Origin of the sequence: Streptomyces canus, assembly GCF_030815415.1 — a bacterium.
Classification (GTDB): Bacteria; Actinomycetota; Actinomycetes; order Streptomycetales; family Streptomycetaceae; genus Streptomyces; species Streptomyces canus_F.
In genome coordinates this window covers 7,901,089-7,912,307 of the sequence record NZ_JAUSWW010000001.1, presented here as the reverse complement: position 1 = coordinate 7,912,307, position 11,219 = coordinate 7,901,089, and the positions used below count along the sequence as shown (strand labels likewise).

Genomic DNA, 11,219 nt, shown 5'->3' with positions numbered 1-11,219 from the left:
CGCAAGGGTTCCTACCTTGGACTCATGGCAGACAACAGCGTGCACAGCTACCGGATCGACATCCCCCAGGCTCAGCTCGACGAGCTGCACACCCGCCTGGACCTGACCCGCTGGCCGGACGAACTGCCGGACGCGGGCTGGGAGTACGGCGCCTCACTGCCGTATCTCCGCGACCTCGCGACGAATGGGCGGAGCACCTACGACGCATGCCCGAAACCACCCGCAAGGAGCTCCCGCAGCACGAGACGCGGATCGACGGCGCCCAGGTGCACTTCCTGCACATCCGCTCGTCCGCGCCGGACGCGCTGCCGCTGATCCTGACGCACGGCTGGCCGGGCTCGATCGTGGAGTTCCTCGGCGTGATCGACCGGCTGAGCGAGGACCACCACCTGGTCATCCCCGCGATCCCGGGCTTCGGCTTCTCCGGCCCACCCGCGAGAAGGGCTCGAACGTCAACCGTGTCGCCCGCGCCTGGGAGCTGATGCGCCGGCTCGGCTATGAACGACAAGGCGCCCAGGCCGACGACCTGGCGCCTTGGTCTCACCGGCGCTCGGCCGGGTCGCCCCCGAGTCGGTCGTCGGCGTCCATTTGAACCCTTCCCCAGCCAAAGCAGGGGAATTCCTGACTCAGGAAGCCCCACAGACCAGCGGCCCACAAGGTCTTACTCCCTCAACGCCAGCCGGGACGGAACCGTGTGCCCACGGCGGTGGCGAACTTCGGGGAGGACGTGGCGATCCGCCGCTGGGCCGAGCAGGCCAACACCCTCGCGCGCTGGACCGAGTTCGACCGCGGCGGCCACTTCGCGGCCCTGGAGGTCCCGGAGCTGCTGGCCGGTGACGTCAGGGAGTTCTTCGGCTCGCTGCGGTGAGCGCGGCGGATCAGTAAGGCAGTTGCGGCACGTCGAAGCAGGTGTCGTCCATGTCGCCCTGCGACACCCATCCCTTGCCGTCCTGCCACCGGGCCACCGACAGACACGTCCTGCGGGTCGTCGGTGGCCCGGCCAGCCGCTCGAACCGGACGGGAACCAGCAGCCCGTCGGCGGTGTAGTCCTCGCTGCGGTTCATGAACGCGTCCAGGCACGCGCGCGTGACGCCGGCGCCGCTTCCCGCACACGACTCGGCGGCCTCCGTGAACCACATCGCGGCCGCCCAGCCCTCCAACTGCCACTGCGAATGCGTCTCCAGCCCCTCGGTGGCGTCCCGGAACTCCCGCACCGCCTCCTGGTCGGTGTCCTCGTAGTTGCGGCTGGAGCCGGTGGCCCACAGGGCGTTGCGGCAGCGCGGTGCGTCCTTGTAGTCGTCGGGGACGGCGGAACTCCAGTTCTGCACATTGGTGACCTTCGCGGTGACCCGCACACCGGCGTCGTCCATCGCCTCGCACAACTGGGCGTTGCCGTGCGAGTCGATGGCGTCGAAGACCAGGTCCGCCCCCTGCTCCTTCAGATCGGCCGCGACGGCACGGAAGTTGGGCAGCGCGAAGTCGACCTGCTCGCTCACCACCTCGTAGCCCTCGGCCTCCAGCCCCCGCTCGACGAGCCGGGCGTAGGCGGCCGAGGCGGCCTGGTTGTACGAGACGACGGCGGCCGTACGGGCCCCGTGCTCCCGCTTGAAGTAGCGGTAGACCTCCGTGCCGCCGTACTGCTTGCCGTTCCACCCCTTGGTGCCGTCGCGGGGCGCGAGGCTGCCGTAGATGCCGTACAGGTGCGGATAGGTGTCGTAGGCGGCCCCGATGGGCTGGCCGCCGATGTCGGGCACGCGCGCGTGCGAGACGCGGGAGGCGCCCGCGTAGTCGAGGGCGGTGGTGGCGACCAGGGCCACCACCTCGTCCTCGTCGACCAGCTGGTGCACACAGGTGTTGTTGCCGACACCGCTGCCGCCGTCGTCGCACTCGCGGACCTCGACGCGGCGCCCGTCGATGCCTCCGCGCGCGTTGAGCCGGTCGAACCAGGCCTTGGCGCCCTCGCTGGGCCCGACGAAGGTGTCGCCGCCGACCGGGCTGGTGGCGCTGGTGATGATGCCCACGCGGATCGGCGTGCCGTCCGGTGCGGGACCGGCCCGCTCCCCGTGCTCGAAGTCGCTCTCCGGCAGCCGGCTGCCGCAGGCCGCGCTCAGGGCGAGCAGCAGCACCGCGGCCGCGGCCTCAACAGCCCGGAAGGGCCGACGCCGACGCATTGCCGCTCAGTTGGACCAGAGCGCACAGCGTGCTGACGGACACCTTCCAGGTGCCGTCGTCCTCGACCGCCGTCCCGGAGGTGTCCGGCAGGGCGGTGGCACCGTTCATGAGGAGGGTGTAGATCACGGTCGCCTTGGTCGGTGAGGTGAACTCCACCTCGGTGACCTGCGCTTCCACCTGTCCGCCGCGCTCGTCGCCGCTGAAGGCGGCCATGACCGGGCCCATCGCCTCGCCGTTCTCCAGGACGGCCTGCTTCTCCTTCGTGGAGGTCTTCGGGTCGAAGAACTTCTCCCAGTTCTCCTTGACCTCCTTCTCGGCCGCCGCCTGGTCGGCGGGCCCACTGGCCGGTGCGCTCGTCTGCGGCGCACCGGTCGTCGTCTCCGGGGTCGGGGTCGTGGACGGGGTCTCGTTCCCGCCGCTGTCGTCGCTGCAGGCCACGAAGGCCGGGCCGAGGAGGAGCACCAGGGCGGCCAGCGCCGCCGTACCCCGTCCCACCGGGCGTGGGCCGCGGCCCCGCCGTGCGTTCCCCCGCCTGAGGTCGCTCCCGAGAACCATCTGGCTCACCACCGGGTGTCGGTCCGGGCCATGTGCGCCCGGTGCTTTCAGGGTCAGCTTCCAGAAGGCATAGTGCAAGCCATTGGCTGACATGGACAGACACGTGACGTGTGGGGGCCAGAGATGCGGACAAGTCGACTGCGGACCGTGCACCCCGTTCTGTGGGCCGGCTGGGCCGCGCTCGCCACGGGTGCGGTGCTCTGCGTCATCGGCTGGTACGGCGTCTCCGGCGAGCGCTACGCCGAACGTCAGCTGCCCTACCTGGCCTCCTGCACGGTCCCGGGCGCCGCGCTGATCATCGCCGGAGCCGTACTGCTCGCGCACGGCCGCGATACGATCGCCGCGCTGCGCGTGGAGGAGCTGTACGGCCTCCTGGTGGCCACGGAACCCGCGGACGCCGAGGCGCCCGGCCGGGCCACGGCGCCGATCGCCGTCAGCGGGGACCTGCTGATGGTGCCGGGCGGCACGCTGTGGCACCGCGCGGACTGTCCGCTGGTCTCCGGGAAGGTGGAGGCCGTGCCGGTGGACGCCAAGCTGGCGGCGAGCGGCGAGTTGGGGCCCTGTCCCATCTGCGAGCCCGCCGAAGAAACCGACTGATGTCGTCCCTCACGTACGACCTCACCCTCGCCGGCCTGTCGGTCGGCAGCGCCGCCGCACTCACCGGAATCGGCCTGATCGTGACGTACCGCGCGACGGGGGTGCTGAATTTCGCGCACGGGGCGATCGCGATGGTGTGCGCGTTCGTGCTGCGGCAGTGCGTGGTGGAGTGGGGTTGGCCCCTGTGGGCGGGCGCCACGCTGACGCTGCTGGTCCTGGCGCCGGGCCTCGGCGTGGTGCTGGAGCGTTTCGTCTTCCGTCCGTTGTCGGTCCTGGGCAGCGACCCGGCGCAGACGCTGGTCGCGTCCATCGGGGTGTTCGTGCTGCTGGTGGGCGGGGCGGCGCTGGTGTGGGGGCAGGGGGCGCGGGACGACGCCCCGGAGCTGGTGTCGGCGGACCCGTGGGGTCAGCTCGCCGTGGTGCTGGTGCTCGCCGGGGGCGTGGGGGCGGTGATCCGCTGGACGCGCTTCGGGCGCGAGCTGCGGGCCGTGGTGGACGACCGGCAACTGGCCGTGCTGGGCGGGATCGACGCGGACCGGGTGGCCGCGGCGGGCTGGGCGTTCGGCTCGTTCACTGCGGGCCTGACGGGCGTCCTGCTGGCGCCCTTCGTACGCCTGGACCCGTACGGCCTGCCGCTGTTGGTCATGGAGGTCGTCGCGGTCGCGGTGGCGGCACGGATGCGCGGTCTGCCGGTCGCCGTGCTGGTCGCGCTGGGCATCGGGGTGGCGCAGAGCCAGCTGACGCGGCTGCATCCGTCGGGCTGGGGCGAGCCGTTGCTGCAGGCGGTGGGGGCGAACCTGTTCGTGGTGGCGCTGCTGGTCGCGGCGCTCGTGCTGCCGCGGATCGGCACCCGCGACGCCCTCCCGCGCACGGCCACCGCGCGCGTGGCGACTCCGCCGGGCGCGTGGATCGTGGCGGTGGTGCTGTTCTTGCTGCCGTTGGGCTTCGCGGGCTCGGATCTGCAGACGTCGGTGCAGGTGCCGGCGCTGGGCGTGGTGCTGCTGTCGCTGGTGGTGGTCACGGGCCGCGGCGGCCAGATCTCGCTGGGGCAGGCGGCGTACGCCGGACTGGGCGCCCTGTTCACGGCACTGCTGGCGGCGGGCCGCTTCCCCGGACTGCCCCGCCTACCCGAACTGGCCGCGCTCGCGGTGGCCGTCGTGCTGGTGGCGCCCCTGGGCCTGCTGACGGGCTGGCCCGCGATCAGCCGCCGGGGCCTGGCGCTGGCCCTGGCCACCTTCGCGGTCGGCGTGGGGGTGAGCCGCTTCGTCTTCGCCCAGCCGTACGCCACCTCGGGACTGTCCCTGGGCCGCCCGTCGGGCTTCGACGGTGACCGGGCCTACTACGTCCTGGAGTTGGCGCTCCTGGCAGCCGCCCTTCTGGCGACGCGTCTGCTCCGCACCGGCCGTACGGGCAGGGCGCTGGCGGCGATGCGCGACCACGAGGCGGGCGCGTCGGCGGCGGGCGTCCAGGTCCCGTACCTCAAGCTCCTGGCCTTCGTGGCGGGCGCCGCGCTGGCCGCCCTCGGCGGCGGCATGCTCGGCATGGGCCTGCGCGCCTTCGACCCCGGCGCCTACGACCCCGTCCGCGGGCTGCTGTGGTTCGCGGCCGTGGTGGTCCTGGGCTCCGACAGCACCCTGGGCGCGCTGCTGGCGGCGGCGCTCCTGGTGGGACTGGACGCGGGCGCGCGGGGCGGGATGGCGGCGGCCCTCATCGGCGTCCTCGCGGTACTGGTCGGCCGCTTCCCGGGCGGCCCGTACGAGGCGTTGCGAACGGCGGCGGTGAGGCTGCGCCTGCGGCGGGGAGCGGTGCTGACCCCGCTCGGGGAACGGGTGCGGGAACGGCTGCGTCCGGTGGAGCAACGCCCCGCGCGGGTAGCGGTGTCGACCGGTGCGGCGAGCAGGGCCCGGGCAGGACGACCGTCGGCCGCCGATACGCATGCCGCAGCCACCGATGGCGCTCCACACCCACAGGAGCCCGCACCCGCGCTCACAGCCCGCGGCCTCAAGGCCCGCTACGGCGGTTTCACCGCCCTGGACGGCGTCGACCTGGACATCACACCAGGCCGCGTCACCGCGATCATCGGCCCCAACGGCGCAGGAAAGAGCACCCTGTTCCATTGTCTGGCCGGCACGCTCCGCCCCGCCGGCGGCAGGATCCTCCTCGGCGCCCGGGACATCACCCGCCTCCCCGCCCACGCCCGCACCCGCCTCGGCATCGCCCGCACCTTCCAGCAACTCGCGGTCTTCCCCTCGTTGACCGTGGCCGAGAACGTTCACGTGGGCGCCGAACAGGGCCGCCTCCCCGACCCTGCCGCCGCGGAGCGAACTCTCAGGCTCCTCACCCTGGACGGCCCGCTCCGGGACCTCCCCGCCGCCGCCCTCCCCACCGGCACCCTGCGTCGCGTGGAACTCGCCAGAGCCCTCGCCGGCAGCCCCCGGGTCCTCCTCCTCGACGAACCCGCCGCCGGCCTGGACACGGCGGAAGTGACCGCCCTGACCCGTGTGCTGAAGGCCCTCGCCGCCGACGGCACCGCCCTCCTCGTCGTGGAACACGACCTCGACCTGGTCGCCGACCTCGCCGACGTCGTGCACGTCATGACGGCGGGCCGCATCGTCGCCTCGGGCCCGCCCGACCATGTCCTGGACACCGCATGGGCGGTCGCCCCATGACCCTCGCCCTGCGCCAGGCGCGCGTGCGCTACGGCCCCCTGGAGGCCCTCCACGGCGTCACCCTCGCCGCCCCCGGCCCCGGCATCACCGTCCTGCTCGGCCGCAACGGCAGCGGCCGTACGACCGTCCTGCGCGCCCTCGCCGGCACCGTGCCGCTGTCCGGCGGCGCCGTGGTGTGGGACGGCACCGACGTGACCCGCGTGCCCGCCCACGAGCGCGCCCGGCACGGCCTGTGCCTGGTCCCCGAGCGGCAGGCGGTGTTCGGCTCGCTCACGGTGCGCGAGAACCTGGCGCTGGCCGCACCGTCGTACGACCGGGCCCTGGACGCCTACCCTCAGCTCACCGCGCTGCTCCCCCGCCGCGCGGGCACCCTCTCCGGTGGCGAGCAGCGCATGCTGGCCCTGTCCCGCGCCCTGCTGGCACGCGCGCGCGTGGTGCTGGTCGACGAGCCGACGCAGGGCATGTCGCCGACGGTCGCGGCCCGCACGTACGACCTGTTGAGCGGGCTCGACGCCTGCGTGGTCGTCGCCGAGCAACGGTTGCCGCCCGTCCTGCACGGCCGGACGGCCGTCGTCTACGAACTGCGCCGCGGCACGGTCGTGTTCAGCGGAGAGGCCGCCGAACTGGCCCCGCCGACAGGGGCGGACCGAACACGGCCGGGCCCCGGGTAGCACTCTTCGATCCCTTCGGGACGACCAGCAGCGTGCCCACGTTCAGCCGGTCCGGGTAGTCGCCGATCATCTCCTTGTTGGCCTGGTAGAGCGCTCGCCAGCCGCCCTGGATGCCGTACGCGCGGGCGATCGCCGCGAGCGTGTCGCCGGGTTTCACCGTGTGCATACGGCCCTTGAGCCCGTACCGCTTCGCACAGACCGGCCAGGCCTCCCACCCCTGCACGGCCAGCACCTCCTGGGCGATGGCGATCTGCTGCTCACGGGTGGCGAGATCCGCGCGCGGGGCGTAGGCCAGGCCGCCGAACTCCTCCCAGGTGGGCTGCCAGAACTGCAGGCCGCCGTAGAAGCCGTTGCCGGCGTCGGCGTCCCAGCGCCCGCTGCTCTCGCACAGCGCGACACAGCTCCAGGGCCACCCGTCGCGGGCACAGTCGTACGGCACGGAAAGAGGCGACGGACCGGGGGCCGGGGGCGGTGGTGCCGCGTACGCCGGTACGGGCGCCGCTCCGGAGAGCAGACAGGCGGCGAGGAGGAGCTTGATCGGCATGCGGCGCATCGGCCCACGCTAAGCAGTGCCGCGCGGACGGCCGTCGATACGCGGCGGAAGATCCAGGGGCCCCACCCGGTCGGCGCACCGAACGGGCGGGGTCCCGTGCCCGGAAAGGGGGGAGCAGCTCAGATCTCGAGACGCTGCCCGGGCACGATCAGATGGGGATCGCCGCCGATGACGGCCTTGTTGGCGGCGTGGATCGCCTGCCAGGTGGTCCCGTACCGGGCGGCGATGCCGCTCAGCGTGTCGCCCTTGCGGACGGTGTAGTCGCCACGCGACGCGCTGCGGTCCGAGTGGTTCTGGGAACGGGCCGGCGCCTTCGACGGCTTGGACGGAGCGGCCTTCGTGGTGGCCGAACCGGAGGAGACCGCGGGGGCGCTGCCGGACGCCCCGGCCCGGGCGGAGCAGGTGGGCCACGCGCCCCACCCCTGGGCGCGCTGGACCTTGGTGGCCACGGCGATCTGCTGAGACTTGCTCGCCCTGTCCGCCGTCGCCGCGTAGGTGCCGCCGCCGTACGCGCGCCAGGTGGAGGCGGAGAACTGCAGGCCGCCGTAGTAGCCGTTGCCGGTGTTGATGTGCCAGTTGCCGCCGCTCTCGCACTGGGCGATGCGGTCCCATACTCCGCCGTCCGCCGCCGCGGCGTTGCCGGTCGCGGCCAGCAGTCCGAGAGGGGCGAGCAGGGCCGCCCCGGCGAGAACCGCCGTCGTACGTGTCTTACGAACGTTGTCGCGAGTGGTATCGGCACATTCGGACATGTGATTCCCTCTCGAAGGACCCGGGGTCCCCCGAGGCGCTTTGGTACGGCCGGCGGACGAACCCGAGCGGTGCTCGTTGCGCACGGCCGAGGAATCTAGGGAGGGCGACCGCCCGGTATCAACCAATTGCTTGTCACTCCAGGCCAGTTCGCCATTACCGCGGGTAGCGACTTTTTTCAGCCACCCACTTCATTCGCTGATTTCCTGATTTGTCGACCCGTCACTCTGGTGACCTGTGACCCACTTCACGCGACCAACTTCCTTGGACTTCCTAGGGATTGACGTTGAGTGCCCGTTTCCGGGCCCGGCGTGACCCTGTGCGCCCGATGGTTCGATTCCGTTCGCCCCGGAGCGTGACTCCCGCCACAGATCGGCCGTTGTCTTCTTCATGAGCCCGGGACCCACCCGGGCATCGTTTCCTGAGGGAGTCACCCGTGCCGCGCATGCTCGACGTCAGCGACGAGGTCCGCGCCGAGATCGGCGACGATGAGGCCGACCGGCTGCTCGCCGGAGAGAACGCCCCCGGCAGTTACGACTGCACCTCCTGCCGCACCCCGGGCGACTCCGAAGCGGAGCGCACCAGCACCGTCCTGTTCATCGGCGACGAGACCGCCGTCCTCGCCTTCGCCCACGCCACCTGTCTGCCCTCGCAGATCGTCCAGGTCACCGAGGAGCAACTCCAGGGAGCCGTACGCTCCATCAGCGGCGACCATGTCGAGCCGGACCCCGCCAAGGCCGTACCCGAGCAGGCGGTGCTCGGCGTCACCAGCGGACTCGTGCTGATCGCCGGGGAGTTGCACCCGGCGCTCGTGGTCGAGCCGACGGCCCCCATCGTGCGCCCCGGCGCGACCGACGTCGGCGACGACTTCCTGCCGCTCCTCATCGAGCAGGGGTTCATGCCGGTGACGCAACTGACGGAGGTGCCGCCGGTGCTGCACGGGTGGTCGGTGCTGCTGGCGATGGGCCGGCTGCACGCGGTCCTGCAGCCGGGACCGACGGGTGGACAGCCGGTCGCGTGGTGGCAGGCGCATCAGCCGCTGCAGGTCACGGAGGGCTGGCGGGCCGCCGCGAACAAGCATCAGCAGGTGCTGATGTTCGCGGCGCCGGTGGGATCGATCGGGCGTCAGCCCCGCGAGGACCTGCTGCGGGACGCGATCGACAAGGCCGCGGCCAACGGGAAGCTGGTCGCTTCCGCGATGCCTCTTGCCGGGACCTGAGCACGCCCGACGCGTAGGGACGGCGCGTGCACCCCTGAAAGCAGCCGCATCTCATGCTGCCCGGGGTCGTTTGGACATACGTGCACACCTACGACGTTCCCCGCCGCCAGTCCTACCAGTCGATCCCGTCCTCGCGGCCGACTCCGGACCCGCTGTGCGGCCCATCGGTCACGCCGATCTACGACGCGCTCTACGCCGAGTACGTCAAGTCGTTCCGCTCGCTGCCGGGTGACCGCAGTGGCGAGGAGGAGCTGGGGTTCACCGCGTTCGGGAACCTTTCGCAGGACACGTACGGCGGCGACCGGCCGGGGTCGTTCAGCAGCTCGTACAGCGCCTACAGCGCGGGCGCGCAGAGTGCCCGCGTCGGGCAGCAGCAGTCGCAGTTGCAGCGCGTCGGACAGATCGGGCAGCACGGCACGATGGTGCAGCACGTGCCGGCGCTGCCGCCGGGTCAGCGCCGCGGCTTGTGAGGCGGTGAGCAGGAAGGGCGGCCCCGACAGGGGCCGCCCTTCCTGCGTTTCCGTGCTTACTTCTTCTTGGCGCCGCGCTTCTCGCGCACCCGCACCGAGATATGGATCGGGGTGCCGTCGAAGCTGAACTCCTCGCGCAGCCGGCGCTCGATGAAGCGGCGGTAGCCCGCCTCGATGAAGCCGGAGGCGAAGAGGACGAACCGCGGGGGCTTGGTGCCGGCCTGGGTACCGAACAGGATGCGGGGCTGCTTGCCACCACGCACCGGGTGCGGGTGGGCGGCGACCAGTTCGCCGAGGAAGGCGTTCAGGCGGCCCGTCGGAACACGGGTCTCCCAGCCGGCCAGGGCGGTCTCGATCGCCGGGACCAGCTTCTCCATGTGACGGCCGGTGCGCGCCGAGACATTGACCCGGGGCGCCCAGGCGACCTGGGCGAGCTCGGTCTCGATCTCCCGCTCCAGGTAGTAGCGGCGCTCCTCGTCGAGGGTGTCCCACTTGTTGTAGGCGATGACGATCGCGCGGCCCGCGTCCACCGCCATGGTGACGATGCGCTGGTCCTGCACCGAGATGGACTCGGAGGCGTCGATCAGGATGACCGCGACCTCGGCCTTCTCGACGGCGGCCGCGGTGCGCAGCGAGGCGTAGTAGTCGGCGCCCTGCTGGAGGTGGACGCGCTTGCGGATGCCCGCCGTGTCGACGAACTTCCAGGTGACGCCGCCGAGTTCGATGAGCTCGTCGACCGGGTCACGGGTGGTGCCCGCGAGCTCGTTGACGACGACGCGCTCCTCGTTGGCCACCTTGTTCAGGAGCGAGGACTTGCCAACGTTCGGGCGGCCGATGAGCGCGATGCGGCGCGGACCGCCGACAGCGGTGCCGAAGCTCTGCTCGGGCGCCTCCGGCAGGGCCTCCAGGACGGCGTCCAGCATGTCGCCGGTGCCGCGGCCGTGCAGCGAGGAGACCGGGTGCGGCTCGCCGATGCCGAGGGACCACAGGGCGGTGGCGTCGGCCTCGCCGCTCTGGCCGTCGACCTTGTTGGCGCAGAGCACCACGGGCTTGTTGGCCTTGCGGAGCAGCCGGACGACGGCCTCGTCGGTGTCGGTGACGCCGACCTTGGCGTCGACGACGAAGACGACCGCGTCAGCGGCCTCGATCGCGTACTCGGCCTGCGCGGCCACGGAGGCGTCGATGCCGAGGACGTCCTGCTCCCAGCCGCCGGTGTCGACGACCTTGAAGCGGCGGCCCGCCCACTCGGCCTCGTAGGTCACGCGGTCGCGGGTGACGCCGGGCTTGTCCTCGACGACGGCCTCGCGGCGGCCGATGATGCGGTTCACCAGAGTCGACTTGCCGACGTTCGGGCGGCCGACGACGGCGAGCACGGGCAGCGGCCCGTGACCTGCCTCCTCGAGCGCGCCCTCGACGTCCTCGACGTCGAAGCCCTCTTCCGCGGCGAGCTCCATGAACTCCGCGTACTCGGCATCGCCAAGCGCTCCGTGGTCGTGCTGCTCGCCCGAGCCGTCGGAGTGGATGTGGTCGTTCATGAAGTCCGTACCTCGTCGTTCATCGTGGTGA

Annotated in this window: 10 protein-coding genes and 1 pseudogene; 6 read left to right on the top strand and 5 right to left on the bottom strand. The window is 72.2% G+C overall.

What is annotated here, in order from left to right; all coding sequences use genetic code 11:
• Positions 1-24: 24 nt before the first annotated feature.
• Positions 25-868 (top strand): annotated as a pseudogene (locus QF037_RS36605) (epoxide hydrolase family protein).
• Positions 869-878: 10 nt separating this feature from the next.
• On the opposite strand, the gene QF037_RS36600 reads toward QF037_RS36605, so the two are convergent.
• Both QF037_RS36600 and QF037_RS36595 read right to left on the bottom strand, forming a co-directional pair.
• Positions 879-2,171 (bottom strand): ABC transporter substrate-binding protein, encoded by a 1,293-nt coding sequence (locus tag QF037_RS36600; RefSeq protein WP_307032704.1) that lies wholly within the window; start codon positions 2,169-2,171, stop codon positions 879-881.
• The gene (locus tag QF037_RS36595) at positions 2,140-2,727 is read right to left on the bottom strand and encodes a hypothetical protein (RefSeq protein ID WP_307032702.1); all 588 of its coding nucleotides are present in this window, start codon (positions 2,725-2,727) and stop codon (positions 2,140-2,142) included. The genes QF037_RS36600 and QF037_RS36595 overlap by 32 nt, the downstream gene beginning before the upstream one ends.
• A gap of 123 nt (positions 2,728-2,850) precedes the next feature.
• Between QF037_RS36595 and QF037_RS36590 the strand changes: the two genes are divergently transcribed.
• The 3 genes from QF037_RS36590 to QF037_RS36580 are packed head-to-tail and all read left to right on the top strand — an operon-like array spanning position 2,851 to position 6,664.
• On the top strand, positions 2,851-3,324 hold the full coding sequence (locus QF037_RS36590; protein ID WP_307032700.1) for a hypothetical protein: 474 nt from the start codon (positions 2,851-2,853) through the stop codon (positions 3,322-3,324).
• Complete coding sequence (locus QF037_RS36585) at positions 3,324-5,993, top strand: ABC transporter permease subunit (protein WP_307032698.1); 2,670 nt, start codon at positions 3,324-3,326, stop codon at positions 5,991-5,993. Before QF037_RS36590 ends, QF037_RS36585 begins: the two co-directional genes overlap by 1 nt.
• Entirely contained in the window at positions 5,990-6,664 is a 675-nt protein-coding gene (locus tag QF037_RS36580) for an ATP-binding cassette domain-containing protein (RefSeq protein ID WP_307037547.1), read from the top strand. Before QF037_RS36585 ends, QF037_RS36580 begins: the two co-directional genes overlap by 4 nt.
• Here the strand turns inward: QF037_RS36580 and QF037_RS36575 are convergent.
• A complete protein-coding gene (locus tag QF037_RS36575) occupies positions 6,597-7,217 on the bottom strand; it encodes a LysM peptidoglycan-binding domain-containing protein (protein WP_307032696.1) in 621 nt (206 codons plus the stop codon). The two genes, QF037_RS36580 and QF037_RS36575, sit on opposite strands and share 68 nt — an antisense overlap.
• Before the next feature lie 119 nt (positions 7,218-7,336).
• Positions 7,337-7,966, bottom strand: a complete 630-nt coding sequence (locus QF037_RS36570; protein ID WP_307032694.1) for a LysM peptidoglycan-binding domain-containing protein — start codon at positions 7,964-7,966, stop codon at positions 7,337-7,339.
• Positions 7,967-8,400: 434 nt separating this feature from the next.
• Between QF037_RS36570 and QF037_RS36565 the strand changes: the two genes are divergently transcribed.
• Both QF037_RS36565 and QF037_RS36560 read left to right on the top strand, forming a co-directional pair.
• Positions 8,401-9,183 carry a hypothetical protein gene (locus QF037_RS36565; protein WP_307032691.1) on the top strand — a complete coding sequence of 261 codons (783 nt, stop codon included), beginning with the start codon at positions 8,401-8,403 and terminating at the stop codon, positions 9,181-9,183.
• 80 nt (positions 9,184-9,263) lie between these two features.
• Positions 9,264-9,653, top strand: coding sequence for a hypothetical protein (locus tag QF037_RS36560; RefSeq protein ID WP_307032690.1), 390 nt, complete (start codon positions 9,264-9,266; stop codon positions 9,651-9,653).
• A 56-nt stretch (positions 9,654-9,709) separates the two neighbouring features.
• Here QF037_RS36560 and der read toward each other — a convergent pair whose 3' ends face one another.
• Positions 9,710-11,188, bottom strand: a complete 1,479-nt coding sequence (gene der / locus QF037_RS36555) for a ribosome biogenesis GTPase Der (RefSeq protein WP_307032688.1) — start codon at positions 11,186-11,188, stop codon at positions 9,710-9,712.
• Positions 11,189-11,219 lie beyond the last annotated feature (31 nt).

Excerpts from the sequence above, each read along its gene's own strand:
- QF037_RS36600 (WP_307032704.1), bottom strand. The coding sequence starts at position 2,171 with ATGCGTCGGCGTCGGCCCTTCCGGGCTGTTGAGGCCGCGGCCGCGGTG.
- QF037_RS36595 (WP_307032702.1), bottom strand. The coding sequence starts at position 2,727 with ATGGTTCTCGGGAGCGACCTCAGGCGGGGGAACGCACGGCGGGGCCGC.
- QF037_RS36590 (WP_307032700.1), top strand. The coding sequence starts at position 2,851 with ATGCGGACAAGTCGACTGCGGACCGTGCACCCCGTTCTGTGGGCCGGC.
- QF037_RS36585 (WP_307032698.1), top strand. The coding sequence starts at position 3,324 with ATGTCGTCCCTCACGTACGACCTCACCCTCGCCGGCCTGTCGGTCGGC.
- QF037_RS36580 (WP_307037547.1), top strand. The coding sequence starts at position 5,990 with ATGACCCTCGCCCTGCGCCAGGCGCGCGTGCGCTACGGCCCCCTGGAG.
- QF037_RS36575 (WP_307032696.1), bottom strand. The coding sequence starts at position 7,217 with ATGCGCCGCATGCCGATCAAGCTCCTCCTCGCCGCCTGTCTGCTCTCC.
- QF037_RS36570 (WP_307032694.1), bottom strand. The coding sequence starts at position 7,966 with ATGTCCGAATGTGCCGATACCACTCGCGACAACGTTCGTAAGACACGT.
- der (WP_307032688.1), bottom strand. The coding sequence starts at position 11,188 with ATGAACGACCACATCCACTCCGACGGCTCGGGCGAGCAGCACGACCAC.